The sequence below is a fragment of the Candidatus Rhodoblastus alkanivorans genome (assembly GCF_022760755.1).
Lineage (GTDB): Bacteria > Pseudomonadota > Alphaproteobacteria > Rhizobiales > Beijerinckiaceae > Rhodoblastus > Rhodoblastus alkanivorans.
This window is the reverse complement of sequence record NZ_JAIVFP010000001.1, coordinates 3,579,990-3,602,360: the sequence shown is the minus strand read 5'-3', so window position 1 is coordinate 3,602,360 and position 22,371 is coordinate 3,579,990. Positions and strand designations below refer to the sequence as shown.

General features: G+C 64.6%; 19 protein-coding genes. 13 read left to right on the top strand and 6 right to left on the bottom strand.

What is annotated here, in order from left to right; translation table 11 throughout:
• The first annotated feature begins 1,139 nt into the window (after positions 1-1,139).
• From K2U94_RS16720 to K2U94_RS16710, 3 genes are all read left to right on the top strand, one after another.
• Positions 1,140-3,083: an Ig-like domain-containing protein gene (locus K2U94_RS16720; protein ID WP_243068289.1), complete on the top strand. Its 1,944-nt coding sequence runs from the start codon at positions 1,140-1,142 to the stop codon at positions 3,081-3,083.
• 310 nt (positions 3,084-3,393) lie between these two features.
• Positions 3,394-5,124 carry a type I secretion system permease/ATPase gene (locus tag K2U94_RS16715; RefSeq protein ID WP_243068902.1) on the top strand — a complete coding sequence of 577 codons (1,731 nt, stop codon included), beginning with the start codon at positions 3,394-3,396 and terminating at the stop codon, positions 5,122-5,124.
• Positions 5,124-6,437: an HlyD family type I secretion periplasmic adaptor subunit gene (locus K2U94_RS16710; protein WP_243068288.1), complete on the top strand. Its 1,314-nt coding sequence runs from the start codon at positions 5,124-5,126 to the stop codon at positions 6,435-6,437. The genes K2U94_RS16715 and K2U94_RS16710 overlap by 1 nt, the downstream gene beginning before the upstream one ends.
• A gap of 70 nt (positions 6,438-6,507) precedes the next feature.
• Here K2U94_RS16710 and K2U94_RS16705 read toward each other — a convergent pair whose 3' ends face one another.
• On the bottom strand, positions 6,508-7,053 hold the full coding sequence (locus K2U94_RS16705) for an acyltransferase (RefSeq protein WP_243068287.1): 546 nt from the start codon (positions 7,051-7,053) through the stop codon (positions 6,508-6,510).
• Positions 7,054-7,550: 497 nt separating this feature from the next.
• Between K2U94_RS16705 and K2U94_RS16700 the strand changes: the two genes are divergently transcribed.
• Positions 7,551-9,599: a PQQ-dependent sugar dehydrogenase gene (locus tag K2U94_RS16700; protein ID WP_243068286.1), complete on the top strand. Its 2,049-nt coding sequence runs from the start codon at positions 7,551-7,553 to the stop codon at positions 9,597-9,599.
• Positions 9,600-9,668: 69 nt separating this feature from the next.
• Here the strand turns inward: K2U94_RS16700 and K2U94_RS16695 are convergent, their stop codons facing one another.
• Both K2U94_RS16695 and K2U94_RS16690 read right to left on the bottom strand, forming a co-directional pair.
• Positions 9,669-10,745, bottom strand: a complete 1,077-nt coding sequence (locus K2U94_RS16695) for a nucleotidyltransferase family protein (RefSeq protein WP_243068285.1) — start codon at positions 10,743-10,745, stop codon at positions 9,669-9,671.
• Positions 10,732-11,856 (bottom strand): hypothetical protein, encoded by a 1,125-nt coding sequence (locus K2U94_RS16690; RefSeq protein ID WP_243068284.1) that lies wholly within the window; start codon positions 11,854-11,856, stop codon positions 10,732-10,734. Before K2U94_RS16690 ends, K2U94_RS16695 begins: the two co-directional genes overlap by 14 nt.
• A gap of 340 nt (positions 11,857-12,196) precedes the next feature.
• Between K2U94_RS16690 and K2U94_RS16685 the strand changes: the two genes are divergently transcribed.
• From K2U94_RS16685 to K2U94_RS16670, 4 genes are all read left to right on the top strand, one after another.
• A complete protein-coding gene (locus tag K2U94_RS16685; RefSeq protein ID WP_243068283.1) occupies positions 12,197-12,451 on the top strand; it encodes a hypothetical protein in 255 nt (84 codons plus the stop codon).
• A gap of 151 nt (positions 12,452-12,602) precedes the next feature.
• Positions 12,603-12,884 (top strand): hypothetical protein, encoded by a 282-nt coding sequence (locus tag K2U94_RS16680; RefSeq protein ID WP_243068282.1) that lies wholly within the window; start codon positions 12,603-12,605, stop codon positions 12,882-12,884.
• A 431-nt stretch (positions 12,885-13,315) separates the two neighbouring features.
• Entirely contained in the window at positions 13,316-14,356 is a 1,041-nt protein-coding gene (dusA, locus tag K2U94_RS16675; protein WP_272884878.1) for a tRNA dihydrouridine(20/20a) synthase DusA, read from the top strand.
• A gap of 28 nt (positions 14,357-14,384) precedes the next feature.
• The gene (locus tag K2U94_RS16670) at positions 14,385-14,906 is read left to right on the top strand and encodes a DUF2937 family protein (RefSeq protein WP_243068280.1); all 522 of its coding nucleotides are present in this window, start codon (positions 14,385-14,387) and stop codon (positions 14,904-14,906) included.
• 6 nt (positions 14,907-14,912) lie between these two features.
• On the opposite strand, the gene K2U94_RS16665 is transcribed toward K2U94_RS16670, so the two are convergent.
• Entirely contained in the window at positions 14,913-15,653 is a 741-nt protein-coding gene (locus K2U94_RS16665) for an adenosylcobinamide-GDP ribazoletransferase (RefSeq protein WP_243068279.1), read from the bottom strand.
• Positions 15,654-15,740: 87 nt separating this feature from the next.
• On the opposite strand from K2U94_RS16665, the gene moaA reads away from it, so the two are divergent.
• The 5 genes from moaA (at position 15,741) to K2U94_RS20595 (ending at position 19,045) form a co-directional block, all read left to right on the top strand.
• Positions 15,741-16,787, top strand: coding sequence for a GTP 3',8-cyclase MoaA (gene moaA / locus K2U94_RS16660; protein WP_243068278.1), 1,047 nt, complete (start codon positions 15,741-15,743; stop codon positions 16,785-16,787).
• A gap of 110 nt (positions 16,788-16,897) precedes the next feature.
• Positions 16,898-17,155: a BufA2 family periplasmic bufferin-type metallophore gene (bufA2, locus tag K2U94_RS16655; RefSeq protein ID WP_243068277.1), complete on the top strand. Its 258-nt coding sequence runs from the start codon at positions 16,898-16,900 to the stop codon at positions 17,153-17,155.
• A 62-nt stretch (positions 17,156-17,217) separates the two neighbouring features.
• On the top strand, positions 17,218-18,054 hold the full coding sequence (bufB, locus tag K2U94_RS16650) for an MNIO family bufferin maturase (RefSeq protein ID WP_243068276.1): 837 nt from the start codon (positions 17,218-17,220) through the stop codon (positions 18,052-18,054).
• Complete coding sequence (locus K2U94_RS16645) at positions 18,051-18,845, top strand: HvfC/BufC N-terminal domain-containing protein (RefSeq protein ID WP_243068275.1); 795 nt, start codon at positions 18,051-18,053, stop codon at positions 18,843-18,845. Before bufB ends, K2U94_RS16645 begins: the two co-directional genes overlap by 4 nt.
• Positions 18,846-18,919: 74 nt before the next feature.
• Complete coding sequence (locus tag K2U94_RS20595; RefSeq protein ID WP_272884877.1) at positions 18,920-19,045, top strand: hypothetical protein; 126 nt, start codon at positions 18,920-18,922, stop codon at positions 19,043-19,045.
• Between the two features lie 75 nt (positions 19,046-19,120).
• Here the strand turns inward: K2U94_RS20595 and K2U94_RS20590 are convergent, their stop codons facing one another.
• Together K2U94_RS20590 and K2U94_RS16635 are read right to left on the bottom strand one after the other, a co-directional pair.
• On the bottom strand, positions 19,121-21,628 hold the full coding sequence (locus K2U94_RS20590; RefSeq protein WP_272884876.1) for a caspase family protein: 2,508 nt from the start codon (positions 21,626-21,628) through the stop codon (positions 19,121-19,123).
• 211 nt (positions 21,629-21,839) lie between these two features.
• On the bottom strand, positions 21,840-22,289 hold the full coding sequence (locus K2U94_RS16635; RefSeq protein WP_425332555.1) for a L,D-transpeptidase: 450 nt from the start codon (positions 22,287-22,289) through the stop codon (positions 21,840-21,842).
• Positions 22,290-22,371 lie beyond the last annotated feature (82 nt).

Here is a 22,371-nt window from a genome sequence, read left to right as displayed (position 1 = left end):
ACCGTCCCGGCGACCTTTCCCATTTGAATATGGCCCGACCATGTCGGCTGGCGAAATCGCCGGCGTAGCGAGACGTGACGAACCAGATGCGCATCGGCTGCGATGTTCGCGGCGCGCGAATCGCTGCGAATCGATCAAACACAGGCTCCGATTCGTCGCACCGAAGCCAGCAGCCGGTCGAAGCAATCGGGAAGCGAAGAACGCCTTTCGTCCGGCTCAGGGTATTAATGTATAGAATAATGCCTGCGACCAGGTTTTAGGTAAATATTGATACATAATACCGAATATATTAGCATAAACAAGGGTTATGCCGTATCCGCGACGATCCCAGTCCCGTCGAAACCGGGCGGTCCACGAAGGCGCTTCACGGTGCCGGAGCCGCGTCGCTGCGCACGACAATTCTAATCGAATTTTAATCGATCGTTAACCATGAGATTCATACAATGGAGGTCAATGGCGGCCATTTTCAGCGTGGCGTCAGCGCTTGTTAATAGCATTGGCGAATTATACTTGATCGAGTTTTAAATGGTTGGCCTTGGCAGGGATCGAACGGTCGCCGCCATGAATCAATAGCAAAAACAATATGATAATATAATAAACCACGATCACGGAAAATTGAAAAATATAAAAATAGAAACAAAATAAAAAAGCGGATGGCAACCTATGATTATTCAAGGTGGAGACAAACAGATTGCCCCATGAGCGCGGGAGAGGTAGAAGGGGGCGTTCATGCAGATTGAAAGCGTTACCTTGGCTATTGAATGGTGACGGTGTCACAAAAAAATGCAATGGCGCCAGATCGTTGATCCGTTTCTAAGTTTTAAAAAGTTGTAAGTATATCAATGGAATGGTGGCCGTACGGGACGAACGAACGAGCGCTTGGCGTGATGAAATGACCTTTTTTGGACGATCATCTCGCCACAAAAATGCCTCTTCGGCAAATTCTTTTACGACCGGCAGCTATGCCGATTGTCGTCTTGGTTCATGAGAATAACTGAGTCGCTCAAATCGCGTTATACGCTGACAAAACCATCAGGAGAGATACCTTGGCTACATCGACTACAAACACCGGATGGCCTGACGCCACGAATACTGGTGTCCCAGCGGGTGTAACGCTGACGCCATCGGGCAGTCTCGTCGTGACGCAGGCTGGCGCCGTGATCTCCGGGCTCAACATTTCCGGTACCGTCTATATCAACGCCCCGAATGTCACGCTGATCGACTGTAAGATCACCGCGGCAAGCTTCAGCGTGGTCCAGATCGCTTCCGGCGTAACGGGAACGACGATCGAAAATTGCGAGATCAACGGCGTCGGCAGCGGCAACGACGGCTCTAACGGCATCAATGGCCAGGGCACGTTCATCAACAACAACATCTACAACGTCGAAAACGGCATCAACGTCACCGGCTCTTCGACGATCCAGAACAACTATATCCACAGCCTGCTCGCGTCCGGCTCGCCGCATTACGACGGCATCCAGATCGACGGCGGCGTGTCCAATGTGACGATCAGCCATAACACCGTCATCAATTCGTACGGCCAGACGTCGGCGATCATGATCGACAATTATTTCGGGCCGATCTCCAATATCAGCGTGGACAACAATCTCCTCTCTGGCGGCGGCTTTACCGTTTACGACGACAGCCAGTTCAGCGGCGGGTCGATCGGCGGCGTGTCGTTCACGAACAATCACATGCAATCGGGCGCCTACGGCGTTACGGATTTCAACGGCACCAATCCCACCTATACCGGGAACGTCAATGATGGCGCGACCCTCATCGCGACGCTGAACACGTCGGCGAACCAGTCGACATCGTCGACCTCTACCTCTACCTCTACCTCTACCTCTACCTCGACCTCCACCTCGTCCTCTGCATCCACGCCGCCGGCCGCGCCCGCGATTGCGTCCTGGTCGCCCGACAGCGGCGTCTCCGGCGACGGGATCACCAACGCCAACCATCTGACGCTGAAGGGAACGGCTGCGGCCAACAGCACGATCACGGTCTTCGACGGCTCGACCAAGCTCGGGACGGCGACGGCCAATTCGAGCGGCGCCTGGAGCTATGCCACTTCGACGCTGAGCGACGGCCATCACGCCCTGACCGCGACCGACACGGTTTCGGGCGCGACAAGCGCCGCGTCCAGCGTGACCAACGTCACCGTGGACACCATCGCGCCGTCTGCTCCGGTGGAGACGAGCGACGCCGTCGTCAACACCAACCATGTGCAGATTTCGGGAACGGCCGAGGCGAACAGCACCATCACCGTCTATGACGGGACGACGGCGGTCGGCACGGGCACGACAAATTCGAGCGGCGCCTGGAGCGTTACGACGTCCGCCTTGTCGAGCGGGAACCACGCCCTTGACGCGACGGCGACCGACGCCGCCGGCAATGTCAGCGCGCATTCCGTCGCTCTCGATCCGGTGATCGGCACGACCTCGAGTTCGAGCACAACGTCGGCCTCGGGTTCGACCTCGGCTTCCAGCTCAAGCTCGACTTCGAGTTCCGGTTCGACTTCGACCTCGGGCGGGATCGCCTTCTCCAATCTCCACGAGAACTGGAGCGGCCTCGCTTCGCTCAAGGGCACGGCCGACGCCAACAGTCATGTCAATGTCTATGACGCCGGCGTCAAGGTCGGCGCCGTGACGGCCGATTCGAGCGGGAATTGGAATTTCGTGACCACGCCCGATTCGACCGTTGTCCACACCTATACCGCACAGGAGGTCAACAGCTCCGGCCAGGTCGTGGCCAAGACTTCGGGCGAGGCGATCCTTGGCACGAATGGCGCCAACACGCTGACGGGCACGCCGGGCGACGATTATTTCGTCGGCAACGGCCATCCCGACACTTTCGTGTTCGCCGCCAATTTCGGCCACGATACGATCAGGGATTTCCGCGCCGGGTACCGCGGGCACGATACGATTCAGTTCAGCTCCAGCGAGTTTGACAGTTTCGCCAGCGTGCTCTCCCACGCCCAGCAGGTCGGTCACGACACGGTCATCGCATCGGGGCACGACACGCTCACGCTGAAGAACACCAGCCTGAGCTCGCTCAATTCTCATGACTTCCACTTCGCATAATGCGGGCGGGTTACAAGGTCATGATGAGGATTGATATGCTTTGGGAGAATCATCTCAATGACGGCGCGATTCAGGAGCGAACGCTTTGACTGAATTCGGACGGAGAAGAGAAATCTCTCAATTCGGAAGGCGGAGGGAACTCTCTCCGCCTGACCGTGACGGCAATGCGCAGGCCTCGCGCCTGCCGTTGCGGGCGCGGCTCGGCCTGGCGGCCGAGCGCGTCCGCGCGCATGCCGCCGGCCTGGCTGCAGCCACGACCCGCCCGGTAGAGACTCTGCGGCACCGGATCTTTTCCGATCACGCCCGGCCGGTGGACGAATTCGCGGAATCCAGCTCCGAGGTTCTGGCTTTTCTCGCCTCGTGCCGGCGGATTTTCTGGGGCCTCGCCGCCTTCAGCGGCCTGAGCAATTTATTGATGCTCACCGGCTCGTTCTTCATGCTTCAGGTCTATGATCGGGTGCTGCCGAGCCGCAGCGTGCCGACCCTGCTGGCGCTGCTCGTTCTGGCGATCGTGCTCTATCTGTTTCAGGGCGGGCTGGATCTCGTGCGCAACCGCATCGGCGTGCGCGTCGGCCGCCATTTCGACGAGCGGATCGGCGCGCGGGTGTTCGACTCCCTGGTCCGGATGCCGTTGAAGACCCGCGCCGACGGCGACGGGATGCAGCCTTTGCGCGACCTCGACCAGCTGCGCGCCTTCCTGTCGGGGAGCGGGCCGACGGCTTTGTTCGACCTGCCCTGGATGCCGGTCTATATCGGCGTCTGCTTCCTGTTTCATTTCTGGATCGGGGTCACCGCCGTGATCGGCGCCGTGATCCTGATCGCAATCACCATTCTCACCGAGTTCAAGACGCAGGGGCCGGCGAAGGCCTTCGCGCGCCTTGCGGTGTCGCGCACGGCGCTCGCGGCGGAGGGCCGGCGCAACGCCGAAGTCCTCCACGCCATGGGCATGCGGAGCCAGGCGGCGCAGCGCTGGCAGGAGGTCAACAGCAAATATCTCGCGGCGCATGAACGCGCGAGCGACGTTTCCAGCGGGCTTGGCGGCGTCTCGAAAGTGTTCCGGTCGATGTTGCAGTCCGTGGTCCTCGCGGTCGGCGCCTATCTGGTGATCTACCAGGAATCGACCGCCGGCATCATCATCGCCGGATCGATCCTGACCGCGCGGGCGCTGGCGCCGGTCGATGTCGCCATTGCCAACTGGAAGGGTTTCGTGTCGGCGCGGCAATCGGGCCGGCGGCTCAACCAGTTGCTCAAGCTGCTGCCCGCGGAGGAGGAGCCCCTGGCGCTGCCGGCGCCGAAGGAGGCGCTCGTCGTGCAAGGGCTTTGCGTGGCGGCGCCGGATTCCGAACGCCAGATCCTCACCGACATTTCCTTCGAATTGCGCGCCGGCCAGGCAGTCGGGATCATCGGGCCGAGCGGCGCGGGCAAATCGACGCTGGCGCGGGCGCTGGTCGGGGTCTGGCCGCGCGTTCGCGGCAGGGTCAAGCTCGACAATGCGGCGATCGATCAATGGTCTTCCGAGGCGCTCGGCAGGCATATCGGCTATCTGCCGCAGGATGTGGCGCTGTTCGACGGCACCATAGCCAAGAACATTTCCCGCTTCGATCCGCGCGCCAAGGCGGCGGACGTTCTGAAAGCGGCGCAGGCCGCGGGGGCTCATGAACTGATTCTGTCCTTTCCCGAGGGCTATGGGACAAAGATCGGCGAAGGCGGACTCGCCCTTTCGGCCGGGCAGCGCCAAAGGATCGGCTTGGCCCGCGCCCTTTATGGCGAACCCTTCCTGGTGGTGCTCGACGAGCCGTCGTCCAACCTCGACGCCGAAGGCGAGGAGGCCCTTACCAAGGCGATCGCCGGGGTGCGCGAGCGCGAAGGCGTCGTCGTCATCGTCGCGCACCGGCCCAAGGCACTGGAGGCTGTGGACCAGGTGCTGGTGATCGGCGAGGGGCGCGCGCAGGCGTTCGGACCACGTCAGCAGATTCTCGACCGGGTGCTGCGGACGCCGGTCGCGTTCAAGGTGGTCGCCTCCGGCCAGGGAGGCCGATAATGGAACGAGTCACGATAACGGCGCTGCATTCGATTCAGCGTCATCTGGTGGTCGGCATGATCCTTGTCGGCTTCGTAACATTCGGCGTCGGCGGCTGGGCCGCCACCGCGCGCATCGCCGGCGCTGTGATCGGCGAAGGCGTGGTCGTGGTGGATTCGAGCGTCAAGAAAGTGCAACACGCCACTGGCGGCGTCGTCGCCGAATTGCGCGTGCGCGACGGCGACCGGGTCAAGGCCGGCGAAGTCCTGGTCCGGCTCGACCCGACCCAGACGCTGGCCAACGCCACCACGGTGTCGCAGAGCCTCGACCAATTGCTCGCCCGCGAGGCGCGCCTCGAGGCGGAGCGCGACAGTTCCGACGCCATCGTCTTTCCGGCCGCCTTGCTCGACCGCGCCAAAAAGCCGAATTCCGAAGCCGAACGGGCCATTGTCGCCGAACGGAAGCTGTTCGACCTGCGGCGCCAGTCCCGGAGCGGACAGAAGGCCCAGCTCAAGGAGCGTACTTCCGAGCTGCAGGATGAAATCAAGGGCTATTCCGGCCAGGGCGACGCCAAGCAGAAGGAAGTCGAACTGATCCATCAGGAACTCGACGGCGTCCGCGCGCTCTATGCGAAGAAGCTCATTCCGCTCACCCGGCTGACGGCTCTGGAGCGCGACGCCGCGCGGCTCGAAGGCGAGCGCAGCCAGCTTTCGGGCATGATCGCCCAGACGAAAGGCAAGATCGCCGAAACCCAGCTGCAGATCATTCAGATCGACCAGGATCTTCGCAGCGAGGTCGGCAAGGATCTGATCGAAACGCGCTCCAAACTGTCGGAACTCGCCGAGCGCAAGATCGCCGCGGACGACCAGCTCAACCGCATCGACATCAGGGCGCCGCAGTCGGGCCGCGTCCATGAGCTCGCCGTCCACACGGTCGGCGGCGTGATCGAGCCGGGCCAGCAGATCATGCTCATCGTGCCCGATGACGACGCCCTCGCGGTCGAGGTCAAATTCGCGCCGCGCGACATCAACGAGGTTCATGTCGGCCAGAAGGTGCAAATGCGCTTCACCGCCTTCGACCAGAAGACCACGCCGGAGATCGAGGGGAAGATCGGAGTCGTCTCGGCGGATCTGATCACGGATCAGCGCAGCGGCCACAGCTATTACACGGCGCGGGTCGAGCTCAACGCGCAGGAGCTCGCCAAGATCGGGTCCCTCAAGGTCGTACCCGGCATGCCGGTCGAAGTCTTCATCGAATCGCCCGAACGCACCGTGCTGTCCTATCTGACCAAGCCCCTTCTGGACCAGGCGGCGCATGCGATGAAGGAGCGTTGAGGCGGACGCGGGCCTTTTGTTAGAGCATGATCTTTTCCGAAAACCGGAAGCCGCTTTTCGGGATCATGTTCTAACGGGCCCGCGCTGGCGAGCCGAACGCCCGCGCGCCTGCCGGGATGTCGCGGTTGACCAGGGAATTCGCGCCGATCACGGCCTTGTCGCCGATGGTCACGCCCATCTGGACGATGGCGTTCGGCCCGAGATAGACGCCGTTCCCGATCCGGGTCGGCGCATAATCGATCGGCGATTGTCCGAGTGAAATCGACCTGTTGACGGTGTGATGGGTGTAAATCTGGACGCCGGCGGAGATCGAGCACCAGTCGCCGATCCGCAGGCCGCCGCCGGACCCGTCGAGAATGCAGCCGGGGCCGATCCAGGTGTCGCGCCCCACCTCTACGTCGCCGAGGACCAGGACATTGTCGTACATCGTCGTCCCCTCGCCGAAGCCATAGGCGGCGGCGTTGTCCGCGCGTTCGGTCAGGAGATCGCCCAGGGAAACCCGGCGATTGAACTGCTGCTTCTTGCGCGCGGTCAGGATGCTCAGGAAACCGCGGACCCGCTCAAGCCATTGATCGACGAGTTCGGCGGTTGGCTCGGTGTCGAATGGCGCTTGCACTGCTCATGTCCTGCGCGATTGAAAACGATATTGGCGGCCGAATGACGGCGACGGCTCGGTCATGGCCGCGAAGGCGCGCGCATAATCTCACACGGAATAATAAGAGCTCAATCGGAAAAATAAATGAAAATATCGCGCCGGGGGGTATGTTTCCAATTAAAGGCGCGGCCCTCCCGGCGACCGTCAGTGCGGCCAAGGCAGAGTCGGACGCGGCGTTCATCAAAAACGCCTCTTAATCAAATGTTAAAGACCTGTTGCGGTCGGTGCGGTTCTGCCGGATTCCGATTGGATCGCGTCGCGTCTGGCGCTCGGAAAAATGGTGAGGAGCCGCTACGCATGAAAACAAATATAATTTATCCGACAAGGCTGTCATTTTATTTCGGATAGCGCTATTATTTTTTCTGCGGATTATAATTAAATAGCCGGGGAAGGACCTTGGCGACCCGCGCCGGCGGCTTCCCGGTTAAAGGCGGTCGAAGCCAAAGAGGCTTGAACCGATGCGCGATCTCGGTATTTCTGAGGGCGCTCCAAACAGTGGCGCCGTTGCTCACTTCGATCAGCTTGGGTGGTCGACGGCCAGGATCAACCGATGGTCGTCGTGGATCTTTCTGCTGGCCTGGAACGTTTTAGCGCTCGCGGTCATCGCGCTCATTCCCTATTGGAAATTCGGCGTGCCGGTATGGCGCTTGCCGCCATCGAAATTCCTGCCCGGCGTCGCTTTGTGCGGCGCATTCGTGGCCAGCGCCGTAGTCGCCGGCTGGCTCCACCGTGAGTGTGGAAGGCGTGGCCTGCTGCTGACGGCCATGTCCACCATGGCGATTTATGGCATGGTCTTCCTGGGGCTCAATGTTTTCAAGAATGATTTTTCACGCGGCGTGACATTATCCGTCTTTGTTTTGGCCCTCATATTGAACCTGGCGCCCCGCCTTCTGCCGGCGTCATGGCCTTTGCGGACGCTGGCGCTCGGCGCGCTGATGTTCATTCTGGTCGTTAACCAATCCACGGCGCATCTGGCGTCCGAGCTCGCCGCGCGCTTCACGCCAGCGCACAGTTCCGCGCTCATCAGATCGTCCTATTATAATTTGAGGCTGGACACGCACCAGGGGCCCGGTTCGGCGGTCCACGGCGGCTCGCTCGGGCGGATCGGAGACCGCTATCTCCTCGTGACGGGAGACGGCCATCTGTTCCTCTTTGGTCCGAATTTTTCGTCAAACGGGCGAAATTTTTCGCGGCTGCCCTATCGCGTTCCATTGAATGGCGACGCTTTCGCCGCGGCGGCGGGGCGTCCATGGGAGACTTTTCCCGGGGAACGCGCGGGAATCGAACAATCTGGCGGAGACGAGAGGCTCAATCCCGAAAACTTCCGCACTTATGGCCTTCTTTTGCAGGAAATCGGAACCAAGGCGCGAATATTCGTTTCGCACGCCTATTGGCATTGGCGCCGTGCGTGTTTCGTCGAACGGGTCTCGATGCTGGAAGGAGACCGGGCGGCGATTTTTCGCGGCGCGCCCGGTCTCGAATGGAGAACTCTTTATGAGACGTCGCCGTGCCTGCCCGTCCACGGAAAAGACCGGCGGCATGGCTTGCCGTTCGTCGGCTATTTTGGCGGCGGCCGGATGCAGATGATGGATCCGCAGACAATTCTCTTGAGCGTCGGCGACTTCGGTTTCGACGGCTTGGCTTCCGTAGATGCGTTGGCGCAGGATCGCTCAACCTCCTACGGCAAGACGGTCGCCATCAATATCGCCGACGGGCATGCTGAAACGTTCACGATCGGCCACAGGAATCCGGAAGGCCTGTTTATCGACAATGCCGGAAACATATGGTCCACGGAACATGGACCGGCAGGCGGCGACAAACTTAACCGGCTGATACGCGGCGCGAATTATGGCTGGCCTTACGCCACGTTCGGAACGGATTACGGATCTTTCACCTGGCCGTTGAACAAACCGGAGTCGAGTTGGGGAGCCTATCGGGAGCCGCTGTTCGCCTGGGTCCCGTCAATCGGGGTCTCGAACCTCCTGGTCGTCGAACGGGGTCTGTTCCCGCGCTGGCGCGGCGATCTCCTGATCGGCTCGCTCAAGGCCAAAACTCTCTTTCGCGCGCATGTCAGAAACGATCATGTCCTTTATTTCGAAAGCATTTATATCGGGAGTCGGATCCGCGATCTGATTGAGGGCCAGGACGGACGCATCCTGCTCTGGACCGATGACAGCACGCTGATTTCGATTGTCCCGAATACGGGCGGAACGGCGGAAGCTCTTTTCGCGGAGAAATGCGGCGGCTGCCATCAATCGACCGAGATGAGCGGCAATCGGATAGGTCCCAATTTGGCCGGCGTCTTCGGCCGGGGGGTCGCATCGCTTTCAGGATATCCCGACTATTCGCCGGCGCTGCGCCACATGGGAGGCGTCTGGACCGCCAGTCGATTGGACGCCTTTCTCAAGGCGCCGGCTGTCGTTTGCCCGGGCACGAATATGGATATGAACGGCGTCCCGGACGACAAGGAACGCTCCGCCCTTATTGCCTATATTCGAACGCTTTAGCGCAGGACGCGTCCCACCCTGACGTTCCGCCCGGGTGCGGCGCGCGCCAAGACTTCAGGCGAACATGCTTCAAAGCTTCGAGGCGCGGCTTTCCCGGGCCAGCGCGAGGAGGAAGCGCAAAGTCTCGATCCGGGGCAGCAGCCGCCGCGCGGCGGGCGCATGCGCCTCGCTTTCCCGCGATCCTATTTCCGCCCGGTAATGGAAAAGGTCGATCAGAGCCATCCCCATCAGCAGAGGCCGCAAAAAGGGAAAGCGGAGCTGAAGCATGCGTCGCCGGTGCTGAAGACGCGGGACAAGCCTGCTGCGCATGTCCGCGGGCGTGTCCACGCCAAGGAGGGCGTGGAGGGCTGTCAGTTCGGTCTCGAGTGCGTTGCGTGCGAGCGGTGCGGCGGCAAACGAGGCCAGGCTCCGCCAGTCGAGGCCCTCCGGCGCGGTGGCGAGTTCGCGCAGATCGAGCAGATGGCGCAGGTCGATGTCGCCGATCCAATAATCGTGATCCTGAAACTGATCGTGGATGATCAATATCATCGCCTGACAGGCGGGAGACGGCGCCAAGGCGACGCCCTGTCCGACCCAGACCGGGCGGCAATGGTTCCGGACCTTGCCCATTGCCCGGTAATAGAACGCCGGACCCGGGAGCGCCGTGTGCAGATCGATCATGCCCACGTCGCCCTCGCGCGCGAGATCGACGAACCATTTGCCGGCGTCGTCCGGCGCCTGGCGAAACGGGCGATAGCCCAAAGCCGACAGGGCCTCGATCGTGGTGGCGGCCTCGCGCGGGGAAACCAGAAGGTCGAGGTCGCAGGTCAGGCGGCGGCCGCGCCGGCTGCTGTCGGCGGCGGCGAGAAAAGCCGCGCCTTTCAGCAGAACCGGCGTCACGCCGCGCGCGTTCAGCGCCGCGACCGCCTCGCCCAATTGCGCGGCGAGCCTGTCGTTGCGCAGGACGTTGCGGTTGAACATTTCCTCGACGCAGGCCCGAACGTCCTCCGGAATTTCGGCGGCGAAGCGGCGGACGAAATCGATCAGAAACGGCGTGGTCAGCGACCTGTTGGCCACAGCGACGATCTCGACCCAGTCCGGCGCCTCGGGCAGGGCGCCGCGCAGGCACCGGCACAGGTCGTTGAAGCTGCGGTCAGGCGCCGTCATGACAGATCGCTGAAATGGCGTCGGCCGCTTCGGCCGAGTGCTCATAGGTCAGTTCGAAGATTTGCGCGCGGGTCACGACCCGCCGCAGCGCGCCGAAGCCCGGGAGGCTCAGGCGGCCGAGAGGCGAAAAAGCGGCGTCGATCAGCCGGCGCATGGCCTCCAGGGCGTCGAGCCGCCTGAATTCGACCGCGCCGCCGGCTTCCCGGCGAAGGAAGACAATCCATCCGGCCGGCTTCGGCTTGGCGTCGATCGCGCCGGCTTCGAGATATTTCACCTTCACGCCGTCGGGCCGGCGCCAGACGGGCGCGTCGCGCAGTTCGGGCCGGATCTGGCCGACGATGTCCCAGGCGCCGGGCTTCACCGCGGCCGCGCAGGGCAGGCCCCTGACGTAGCCGGCGGGGGAAATGAGGGCGACATCGTCGCCGCCATAGCCGAAACCTTTCGCCGCCAGATGCAGCGTCAGCGTGGTCTTGCCCGCTCCCGGCTCCCCGCTGATGAGAAGCGCTCTGCCGCGCTGCGACAGGCAGGCGGCGTGGAAGGCGATGTCCTGCCCCATTTGCGCGAGAATGCGCTCGGTCGCGAGGCCCTTGATCGCCGGCGGCGTTTCCTCTGGCGAACAGACGGCGAGTCGCTGGTCGTCGAGATAGACGTGCGACCGTCCGTCGATCTCGACGACCCTTATCCGAGTCGCCTCCGCGTCATCCATCTCCGACGGATGGTGGTCGAACAGGGCGGCGATCTGGCGCGACAGCCGCGGGCTCGACGTTTCGACGGTGAAGGATTGGCCGTCGATGCAAAAAGCGCAGGCGTGGGGCTCCCGCGCGGGATGGAAATCGACGTCCAGCAGTCCAAGTTCGAGCCAGTCGCGGACGGCGTCCTCCACCCGGCTTCCGGCGGCGGCCGGGTTGACGCCGGCCGCGACCAGACGCGCCTGCGCCGCCTGCCGCCCGCCGCCTTCATCCAGACAGCACCAGATCAGGGCCGCGACCGGGTTGAGGGCATAGAGTTTCTGGGCGGATTCGCAGAAGACCGTCGGCGTGTCGTCGAACAGCGCGAAAACAGCGTCCTTTGCCGCGCGCAAGACGAATTCAGGCGCGTCGTCGTTTTGCATTTCGTGAGCTTTGCATTGAGCTCGTTCCATTGTCGTGCTTTCCAGCTCCGCCATGCGCTTTCCCGGGGGTGGGCGCGCATCGACTTCCCGAGATTTCCCTTTGCGCGACGCTATTTAATACCATGGTTAATTGATTTAATAATTCCATCGTTGACTTATTAAATCAGGGGCGCATTCTAGTCGCAAGGTTGGGTGGCGAAAAGGGCGGAAAATGAAAAAACGCCCCGGGGGCACATGGCGCTGAGTTTCAGTTTGCGATGCGGGCGATCACCCAAGCGATTAAATTTAAAAATCAATGCGCGTAGCAAATCGTTATCACGGATTCGAATGGAGAAATGCGATGGAACTAGAACATCATGACAAGCCAGCCGAAAACGGGCTGCTCGGGCTTGGCGAAGCTGAGGCCGATCGTCGGAAGTTCCTTTCCGCGCTGGGGCGATTCTCCGTCGTGACGCCCCCCGCGGTCACGCTGCTGTTATCGACAACGCTCACATCCCAGGCAATCGCCCAATCCGGCGGCAGAGGGAACAACGGCTTCGGCAACGGCGGTTCGGACGGAAGCCCGAACGGCAAGTTTGAAGACACGGACCGCTGAGACATATTGTTCCGGCGGACGGGGTCTGGCGCTGTTTCGGGACGAAATGCCGCGCGGGGCCTGCGCGATCGGTTGTGGTCGCGCCGGATGATGGCTGTCGATATTGGTTCGCACAGTCGGCAAGGATCCTAACGCGGAGTGGAGGGACGTCATGGAACATCGGCAAGACGACAATTCAGGCGAGGACGGGCTTGGCGCGGGAGAAGCCGCCCAAGCCGATCGCCGGAAATTCCTTTCCACCTTGGGAAGGTTCGCGGCGGCGACGCCACCGGCCATCACCATGCTGTTGTCGACGTCTTTGACCTCTCAGGCGATCGCTCATTCAGGCGGGCGCAGCTGGGGCCCTCCGGGCGATCCACCCCACGGCGGACCTCCCGGCGGCGGTGGCTGGGGGCCTCCGCGTGGCCCGCACCGCCGCGACGACGACGACTGAGCCTGAATCAGGCTGGGCCGATTGGCCGGCGCGGCGACGGGCGGTCGCGTCGCGCCGGCCAATGGCGTTCGGCGTCGCCAAGGCCTTGGCCCGTTCGTGATCGCCTCGCCCCAGGCAGGCCTTGCAATACGGCCAAGCGCAGGGCGCTATGATGCGTCGCTGCGATGCGTCATCGAGGGCGGGCCGCCACCGGCTGTCGCGCCCCGGTGATTTGCGCGCCCCAGTCATCTGCGCCGAAGCGCGCTGTCTACAAGAAGTGCGCCGTCTAAAAATTTCGAGGGGAAGAGCGCGCTAAAAATTTCGAGGGGAAGAGCGCGCCTTCCGCCGATTGTCCCGAGTCCCGACATTCCTTGAATTCAGGCCATATTGTCATTAAAGGCCAAAATCGGCACAAATGGCGACGACTGGCGTGAAAAGAGAATCGGCTGGAAATGGCGGGACAAATTGAATTTCGAGAAATAGGCACAAAATTCAGCCCGTGGCGCTTTTCCGTCGCGCCTATGATGGAGTGGACGGATCGTCATTACCGGGTTCTTGCGCGGCTTCATTCGCGCAACGTCCGGCTTTACACGGAAATGGTCACTTCGGCCGCGATCCTTCATGGCGACCGCGAAAGGCTGCTTGGCTATGACGCCGTCGAACATCCGCTTGCCGTCCAGCTTGGCGGCTCGGATGCGCGGGAACTGGCGCAGGCGGCGAAGATCTGCGCCGCATTCGGCTATGACGAGATCAACCTCAATGTCGGCTGCCCGTCGGACCGGGTGCAGAATGGGGCCTTCGGCGCTTGTCTCATGCGCGATCCCGCGCTCGTCGCCGCCTGCGTTGCGGCGATGAAGGACGCGTCCGACCTGCCGGTCACAGTCAAATGCCGCATCGGCGTCGACGACCAGGAGCCGCGCCCGGCGCTTTTCGCGATGGCGCGGGCCGTGGTCGGCGCCGGGGCCGACGCCTTGATCGTCCATGCCCGCAAAGCCTGGCTCAAGGGCCTGTCGCCGAAGGAGAACCGCGACATTCCGCCGCTCGATTATCCCCTGGTCCATGAATTGAAGCGCGCGCTGCCCGAGGTCGCGATCGCGATCAATGGCGGCGTCGCAACGCTTGCCGACGCCGCGGGCCAGCTCGAAAGCGTCGATGGCGTCATGATCGGTCGCGCCGCCTATCACGATCTGTCGATGCTGCAGGAGGTCGATCCGGTGCTGTTCGGGGTTCCGGCGCCCTTCGCCAGCGGCCGCCTCGCGGTCGAAGCCTTTCTGCCCTATATCGAAAACAAGCTGAGCGAAGGCGCGCGTCTTGCCGACATCACCCGGCATATGCTCGGTCTTTTCGCGGGTCGCCCGGGCGCCCGGGCCTTCCGCCGCCATCTCGCGACCCATGCCGTGCGCCGGGGCGCCGACGGGCAGGTCGTCGCCGACGCTCTCGCTCTGGTCGATCATTCTTTCGCCCCCCGCGCGTCTGAGCGTCTGAGCGCCTGACGCCTTTCGGGCGCCTGTCAGGATTCACATGTTGAGCTTGTGGCGCAGGACGAGTTTCGCCGCGGCGGTCGCCGCGGGCCTGGGTTTTTCGCAGGCGCCGGAATATGCCCAGCAATATCGCCAGCGCCTTGCCGGCGCGATCGACGAATTGCAGGCGGTCGTCGGCGCCTTCGACGCCGACAGCGCAGCGTCGGGCATGACGCACGATCAGGGCGTCGCGCATCTGGAAGGCTCGACGGATTCCTTCGTGCGCCAGCGCGGCGAACGTATCCAGCAACAGAAGACGCGGCTCGAACGGCTTGAGCGCCAGGCCGCGCATCTCAAGGGCGACATGCCCCTGTCCAAACTCTTCGGCCTTGCCTTTCACGCCGATCCGAAAGTGGCGCGCGGCGCCTTCGCAGACTATGAGCCCGCCCTGCCGCTCACCGCCGACGGCGCCGCGAGCGCCGCCATCGGTTTCGGCGGGGTTCTGCTCGCGCTCCGCCTGCTGGAACTGCCGTTCCGCCGCAGGAAAAAGCACGCCGCCATGCCGGCGGCGGAGCGCGGCTGAGGCGGATCAGGCCGCCGCCGAAAAGGTGAGCAGGACCGCGATTTCCGCGATCTGCTGCGCGGCGCCGGCGACGTCGCCGGTCTGGCCGCCGATCTGGGCGCGGGCAAGAGCGCACAATCCGAGAACGCCGCCGCTCGCCGCGACCAGCGCGGCAAGACAGGCTGAAAGGCTCGAAGCCCCGAGCGCCGGCAGGAAGGCGAAGGGCAAAGCAAGCCAAAAGGCCGGGCGCAGCCCGGCATTCTCGCCGCCCGCCGCCCGGCCCGCGCCATCCGCCCGCGCCGGCGGCAGCAGAACCAATGGCGCAAGCGCGGCGGCGCGCGAAACGGCGCCGGCGGCGATCATGACCAGAAAAGCGCTCGCCGGCGCCGTGGCGAGCGCGGCGAGGGCGCTGGCGCGCAGGCCCAAACTCAGGATCAGGACGATCGCGCCAAAGGCGCCGATGCGGCTGTCCTTCATGATGTCGAGCTTGCGCTGACGCGTAAAACCGCCGCCAAAGCCGTCGGCGACGTCGGCGAGGCCATCCTCATGCAGGCCGCGCGTGATCAGGGCGCCGAAGCCGAGCGCCAGGAGCGCGGCGGCGCCGGCCGGCAGGCGCAAACGCAAGGCCGCGACGAAAACCAGCCCGCCCGCAAGGCCGAGCATTGCGCCGGCGAGCGGCGCGAGGCGCAGGCTCTGGCGGAAATCGCCGCCCGGCGCCGGGATCGGCAGACTTGAAAAGAATTTAAGAGCGCCGGCGAGGTCGCGCATCCATTGGTTCATTGAATCAAAAGGCCTTTCGCCGCGTTGCTTGCGCCATGTCCTGTATGCAGCGGGAAAAAAGCCTATATAGAGAGGATGCGCCCGCACAAGCTCGAAAACCAATCTCCCGCCGCCGAATTTCCCGCTTCGGCGCCGCTGATCGATTCCTACGCCCGCCGTATCGACTATATTCGGCTTTCGGTCACCGACCGCTGCGATTTCCGCTGCGTCTATTGCATGTCGGAAAACATGAATTTCCTGCCCAAGGCAGACCTGCTGACTTTGGAGGAGCTGGAGCGGCTGTCGGCGGCCTTTGTCGCGCGCGGCGTGCACAAGATCAGAATCACCGGCGGCGAGCCTCTGGTGCGGCGCAATATCATGCAATTGTTCCGCGGCCTGGCGCGCCTGTTCGACCAAGGCCTGCGCGAGCTGACCCTGACCACCAACGGCTCGCAGCTCGCGCGTTTCGCCCAAGATCTGGCGGATTGCGGCGTGCGCCGCGTCAATGTTTCGCTCGACACCCTCGACCCGGAGAAATTCCGCGCCATCACCCGCTGGGGCGACATGGCCAGGGTTCTGGACGGGATCGAGGCGGCGCGGGCGGCCGGGCTCAAAGTCAAAATCAATTGCGTGGCGCTCAAGGGCGTCAATGAGGACGAATTTCTAGCGCTGGTCGAATGGGCGCATGACCTGGGCATGGAGGTCTCCTTCATCGAGGCCATGCCGCTCGGCGAGGACGCCGTCCATAATATAGAAAGTTTCCTTCCGCTCGACGTTGTCACGGAGGCGCTGTCGCGGCGCCTGACGCTTTCGCCTTCGACCCACGCCAGCGGCGGCCCGGCGCGTTTTTTCGACGTCGCCGAGACCGGCGGCCGGGTCGGCTTCATCACCCCGCTCAGCCAGCATTTCTGCGACAGCTGCAACCGCGTCCGGGTCACCTGCACCGGCGCGCTGTACACCTGTCTCGGCCAGGAGGATCGAACCGACCTGCGCGGCCCGCTGCGCGCCTCGATGGATGGCGCCGCGCTCCATGCCGCGCTCGACGACGCCATGCGCCGCAAGCCACGCGGTCACGATTTCGTCGCGCAATGGTCCGGCGCGCTGGCGCCGTCGAAGCGCCCCATGAGCATGACCGGCGGCTGATTTTTTCCCGGCGGATGTAATCTTTTCATCCGACCTCCCGTACTCCCTCCTGCAGGCCGGCAGTGCTTGCGCGATGCGCCCGCGCCTGGGCGCTCTCAGGGAGTATGACTATGCAGATGAAGGTCGTTTCCGGCGCGAGCATCGCCGCCGCCGCCATTGCGCTCGCCGTTTCCTGCGCCGCCGTCTCCACCCCGGCGCAGGCCAAGAAGGCCATGGTCCATTGCATGGGAATCAACGCCTGCAAGGGCAAGGGCGCCTGCAAGACCGCCAGCAACGCCTGCAAGGGCCAGAACGCCTGCAAGGGCCAGGGCTTCCTGCTCGAAAAATCCGCCACGGCCTGCAAGAAGCTCGGCGGCACGGTCGGCTGATTGCGCGCGAAACTTTTCCCCGCGCGCATTTCCGCGCGGGGAGTTCCGACCGGGAGGACGCGATGATTGCGAAGGATCGGGCGCTAGGTTTCGGGCTTGGCCTGCGGCACGTCTATTATCCTGAAATTCTCGAATCCCCGCAGCCGGTGGACTGGTTCGAGATCATTTCCGAAAATTACATGGTTCCCGGCGGGCGGCCCCTGGCGACGCTCGACCGTATCCGCGCCGATTATCCGATGCGCATGCATGGCGTGTCGCTGTCGCTGGCTTCGGCCGACCCGCTCGACTTCGATTATCTGCGCGCCCTCAAAAGGCTGATCGAACGGGTCGAGCCGGAACTGGTGTCCGACCATCTCGCCTGGACCGGCGTTCACGGCCTGAACCTGCATGATCTGCTGCCGGCGCCGCTGACGCGGGAATCGCTCGATCATTGCGTGGAGCGCGCCTCGCGCGTGCAGGATTTCCTTGGCCGCCGGATCGCGCTGGAAAATCCTTCGACCTATGTCGCCTTCGCCGCCGACGAAATGAGCGAGGCGGATTTTCTGGCCGAACTCGCGCGGCGGGCCGATTGCCTGCTGCTGCTCGACGTCAACAATGTCTATGTCTCGGCCTTCAACCACGGTTTTCGCGCACGCGACTATTTCGACAAATTGCCGAAGGAGCGCGTCGCCCAGATCCATGTCGCCGGCCACAGCGACGCCGGAACACACAAGATCGACACCCACGATCACCCCGTCTGCGACGATGTCTGGGCTTTGTTTTCCTATGTGCGGGAGCGGTTCGGGCCGGTCCCGGCGATGATCGAGCGCGACGATCTTTTTCCGCCCTTTGCCGAACTGCTCGACGAATTGCGCCACATGCGGGCGCTCGCCGAAGCCGGGGAGAGAGCGGCGGCATGAAGCTCGGCGAGCTGCAATCCCTGTTTCAGGACAGCGTGCTGGCGGGGGCGCCGTCGTCGCGTCTGCTCGCGCTGCTGCGTCCGCCCGCCCGCGCGCAAAATATCGCCGCGACCTTCGCCGTCTATCACGACGGCTTTCGCCTGCGGATGGCGGAATTTCTCAGCAATGATTATCCGGTCCTGGCCGAGGCGATGGGGAACGACGGCTTCGCGGCCATGGTCGAAGCCTATTGGCGGGCGCATCCCTCGAAATTCCGCAATGCGCGCTGGGTCGGCGCCTCCCTCCCGCAATTCTTGCGCGCGACGCCGCCCTATGCCGAGGATCGCTTCCTTTGCGGGCTGGCGGCGCTGGAGGCGGCGCTGGCCAAAAGTTTCGACGCCGCGGACGCCGCAGCGCTTGCCATCGAAATTCTCCGCGCGACGAGCGCCGACGACTGGCCCGGCCTGCGTTTCGGCTTCCATCCGAGCGTGATCAGGATCGAGACCTGCGCCGCCGCGCTTGCGGCATATGAGGCGTTTCAGGCGGGCGAGCCGGTCCTGCGCGGGCGCGATGAGGCTGAAACTGCGCTGGCGGTGTGGCGGTGCGAGCTTGATGTCAATTATCGCGTTCTCGACACGCTCGAAGACATCGCCCTGGCCGAGGCGATGGCCGGCGCGCCGTTCGGGGACATTTGCGCGGGTCTGGCTTTCGCCCGTCCGAAACAGGACGCCGGCGAGATGGCGCAGGCGGCGGGCGGCTTTCTCGTCCGCTGGTTCGCCGATGGCGTGATCGTCGCGGCGGCGTCCGGGTAAAACCTGGATTTGCGGCGTAACCTTGGCCGAGGCGACGCGTCGCGCGCCGACCGCAAAACCTTGGGGAGGACCGGATGATCGACCCCGAAAAAGAGCTCGGAATCGTCTTCGTCACCAATTTTCCCGGCAAGAAAACCGACGACGCCTCCGACCTCGTGGCGCGGGAGCTTTACCAGCGCTTTGCCGGAAAATCGCGTTAGCGCTCGTTTCCTTGGGAGCTTTCGGCGCCCCGGCGTCGCGTCTCGCAACGCCGGGGCGCGATTTTACCGGCCGTTTCAACGGCAGGGCGGTTGGCCGGGCGCGCCGCAATTGCCGTGTCCGTGCGGCCCCGGACCGCCGGCATGCGGCGGCTCCATATGGGGGCGGGCGCCAGGAGCGGCCATGGGCGGGGCCATATGCGGGACCTGGACATGAGGCGCAGGCGGCGGCGCGACATGGGGCGCGGGCGGCGGCGCGACATGGGGCGCGGGGCGCGGCGCAATACGGGGCGCAGGCGGGGGCGCGACATGGGGCGCGGGCGGCGCGACATGGGGCGCGGGGCGCGGCGCGATATGGGGCGCAGGCGGCGGCGCGACATGAGGCGCCGGTGGTGGCGCGACATGGGGCGCGGGTGGCGGCACGAAATGAGGCGCGGGGCGCGGCGCGATATGGGGCGCCGGTGGTGGCGCGACATGAGGCGCGGGCGGCGGCGCGACATGGGGCGCGGGGCGCGGCGCGATATGGGGCGCAGGCGGTGGCGCGACATGGGGCGCGGGCAAGGGCGCGACATGGGGCGCGGGCAAGGGCGCGACATGGGGCGCGGGCAAGGGCGCGACATGGGGCGCGGGCAAGGGCGCGACATGGGGCGCGGGCAGGGGCGCGACATGGGGCGCGGGCAAGGGCGCAACATGGGGCGCGGGCAGGGGCGCGACATGGGGCGCGGGCAGGGGCGCGACATGGGGCGCGGGCAGGGGAGCGACATGGGGCGCGGGACCGGCCGGATGTGGCGCTGGAACAGGCGCAATCGGTCCCGCCGGATGCGGAAGCCGCGCTCCGCCCGGCGCGCCGGGATGATTGGCTGTGGGCGCTGGTCCGCCGCCCGCGCCGGGGTGCGGCCAGGGCGCGCCGGGATGGGGCGAAGGCCCGCCGGGATGAGCGAAGCCGCCGCCAGGAACTGCGCTTGGAACGCCAGGAGCTGCGCCTGGAACGCCGGGAACTGCGCCTGGAACGCCGGGAGCTGCGCCTGGAACGCCAGGAGCGGCGCCTGGAACGCCAGGAGCGGCGCCTGGAACGCCAGGAGCCGCGGCGGGAAAGCCAGGAGCCGCCGCGCCTGGCGCCGGCCCGCCCGGCGGATGGTTGAAGCGGTTGTAATAATTCTGCGCGCCGGGCGACTGCGCCCGAACCACCGCCGGGGCGTGGAACGCGCCCATATGGCCCGCGATCGCCGCGCCGACCAGCGGCGCGACGACGAGCGGCAGCGGCAGCAGGCCGGCATGAGGCGGGGGCGGCGGCGGTTCGTGGACGATCATGACCGGCGGCGGCAGGAAGCCTTCCGGTGGCGGGGGCGGCGGGACCCAGTCGCGATCCTCGAACATGTAATAGGGCCGGCGGACGATGACGATCTCGTCGGGCGGCGGCGGCGGCACGTCGAAATGGACGACGTCAAAATCCTCCGGCGGTTCGAATGGCGCGCTCAAGATCGCGAGCCGGCGGCGGGCGTCATAAGCGTGGGGTCCGTGCGGGTAAAAGCGCAGATAGCTCCAATAGGAATCGGGCGTGTTGCGCATAAGCGCCCGACGCCACAAGATCGCCTCGCGCCGCACCGCGACGATGGCGCGCACGCGCGGGGCGTAGGGCGAATGCGGATAGACCGCGAGGAAGTCGAGATAGGCCTGGATGGTGTCGCGGTCGAGCGCGGCGATATAGGCGTCGTCCACGGAATAATCGCGGATCGGCCGCGCCCGCAGCCGCGTCACGCTCTCGGCGGCGGCAGCCTGCGGAACGCCCGGCGCGCGGGCGAACAGAGCCGGCGGCGCGGAGAGTTTCGATTCGTCCCACGGAATCACCGCGCCCTTGGTCGCTTCCGCGACGCGCAGTCGCGTCTGGTCGAATGCCTGGTCGATGGGCAGGCCCGGCTGTCGCAGGGCTTCGGCGAGGGCCTGGGCATAGACGCCATAGGGGCCGGACTCGTCGGGCGCGACCGAGCCGGGCGCGGTGTTCTCGGCAAAGAGCTCGCCGGGCGGCGGATCGACCAAGGCGAGGCCCCCCGCCAGCGGCTCGCCGCTTTTGGCGAAGGAATTGATGCGGGCCGCGTCGAGCACCACGATCTTCGCCCTCATTGGCGTTTGCGCGAGCGGCTGGAGATAATCGCTCAGCCGCACCGCCTCCAGCGGCGCGTCCACCGCGCGCGGAATCGTCGCCTCGATGGGGGCGATGTAATTGTCGCCGGCATATTGCAAACCGCGCCCGGAAATATAGACGAAGGCGATGGCGTTCGGCCCGGCGGCGGCCGCCTTGTCCACGAATTCGCGCAAAGCCTTGCGCAGGCCGTCCTGGTCGAGGTCGGCGGCGCCGGTGACGTCGAAGCCGGCGCGCTGCAAAGTGTCGGCGATCAGGCCGGCATCATTGGCCGCGGTCGGCAGGCGGCCGTCCTTGTAATTCGATTCGCCGATGACGAGAGCAATGCGGGGCGCGACGCCCGGCGCCGGCTGCGCGCCTGCGGGGGCCGCTCCGGTCAGAATCGCTCCGACAAAAAATGCGCCGGCGGCGAGGCGGCGTTTGAACTTTTCGGTCCTGACCCGCATGGAAGTCCTTCCTGATGCCACGAATCGCGCGCCCATCGAACAGGCGCGGACCGGGATATGACGCGCCCGGCCGCCTGAACGCCGACTGAATGAGCGGGAGCTAAGCAGGATTTCCGAAAAGTGGCCGCCGGTTTTCGGACAAAAATCCTGCCAACTCAAAGGAATCTAAGCATGAATTCGTTGGCGAGCCAACGAATTCATGCTTAGGCCGTCAGCGGGTGACGACGACCTTCGCCCCGACGTGAACCCGGCTGTAAAGGTCGACCACGTCGCCATTGGTCATGCGGATGCAGCCCGAGGACACCGCATGTCCGATCGTGTCCGGCTCGTTCGAGCCGTGGATGCGGTAGAGCGTGCCGCCGATATAGATGGCGCGGGCGCCGAGCGGGTTGTCCATTCCGCCGTCCATATGGCGCGGCAGGTCGGGGCGGCGCTGGAGCATCTGCCGCGGCGGGGTCCAGCCCGGCCATTCGCGCTTGTTGGTGACGTGATGAACTCCGGCCCATTCGAAGCCGGGACGCCCGACGCCGACGCCATAGCGTAGGGCCCGGCCGTCGCCGAGCACATAATAAAGCCGGCGCTCGCCGGTCGAGACGATGATCGTTCCCGGCTTTTCCCGCCCGTGATAGGTCACCACTTCGCGCGGGATGGGCGCGGCCATCGGCCGCCCCTCGCGCGCGCTTTGCTGGTCGTCGCCGAAATCGAAGAACAGGAAGGCGCGCGCCGGCGTCGCCGCGCTGAGC

What these genes read in the sequence shown, in the direction of transcription:
- K2U94_RS16710 (WP_243068288.1), top strand. Translation starts at nt 5,124, where the DNA reads ATGGAACGAGTCACGATAACGGCGCTGCATTCGATTCAGCGTCATCTG.
- K2U94_RS16700 (WP_243068286.1), top strand. Translation starts at nt 7,551, where the DNA reads ATGCGCGATCTCGGTATTTCTGAGGGCGCTCCAAACAGTGGCGCCGTT.
- K2U94_RS16695 (WP_243068285.1), bottom strand. Translation starts at nt 10,745, where the DNA reads ATGACGGCGCCTGACCGCAGCTTCAACGACCTGTGCCGGTGCCTGCGC.
- K2U94_RS16690 (WP_243068284.1), bottom strand. Translation starts at nt 11,856, where the DNA reads ATGCAAAACGACGACGCGCCTGAATTCGTCTTGCGCGCGGCAAAGGAC.
- K2U94_RS16685 (WP_243068283.1), top strand. Translation starts at nt 12,197, where the DNA reads ATGGAACTAGAACATCATGACAAGCCAGCCGAAAACGGGCTGCTCGGG.
- K2U94_RS16680 (WP_243068282.1), top strand. Translation starts at nt 12,603, where the DNA reads ATGGAACATCGGCAAGACGACAATTCAGGCGAGGACGGGCTTGGCGCG.
- dusA (WP_272884878.1), top strand. Translation starts at nt 13,316, where the DNA reads ATGGCGGGACAAATTGAATTTCGAGAAATAGGCACAAAATTCAGCCCG.
- K2U94_RS16670 (WP_243068280.1), top strand. Translation starts at nt 14,385, where the DNA reads ATGTTGAGCTTGTGGCGCAGGACGAGTTTCGCCGCGGCGGTCGCCGCG.
- K2U94_RS16665 (WP_243068279.1), bottom strand. Translation starts at nt 15,653, where the DNA reads ATGCGCGACCTCGCCGGCGCTCTTAAATTCTTTTCAAGTCTGCCGATC.
- moaA (WP_243068278.1), top strand. Translation starts at nt 15,741, where the DNA reads ATGCGCCCGCACAAGCTCGAAAACCAATCTCCCGCCGCCGAATTTCCC.
- bufA2 (WP_243068277.1), top strand. Translation starts at nt 16,898, where the DNA reads ATGCAGATGAAGGTCGTTTCCGGCGCGAGCATCGCCGCCGCCGCCATT.
- bufB (WP_243068276.1), top strand. Translation starts at nt 17,218, where the DNA reads ATGATTGCGAAGGATCGGGCGCTAGGTTTCGGGCTTGGCCTGCGGCAC.
- K2U94_RS16645 (WP_243068275.1), top strand. Translation starts at nt 18,051, where the DNA reads ATGAAGCTCGGCGAGCTGCAATCCCTGTTTCAGGACAGCGTGCTGGCG.
- K2U94_RS20595 (WP_272884877.1), top strand. Translation starts at nt 18,920, where the DNA reads ATGATCGACCCCGAAAAAGAGCTCGGAATCGTCTTCGTCACCAATTTT.
- K2U94_RS20590 (WP_272884876.1), bottom strand. Translation starts at nt 21,628, where the DNA reads ATGCGGGTCAGGACCGAAAAGTTCAAACGCCGCCTCGCCGCCGGCGCA.
- K2U94_RS16635 (WP_425332555.1), bottom strand. Translation starts at nt 22,289, where the DNA reads ATGGCCGCGCCCATCCCGCGCGAAGTGGTGACCTATCACGGGCGGGAA.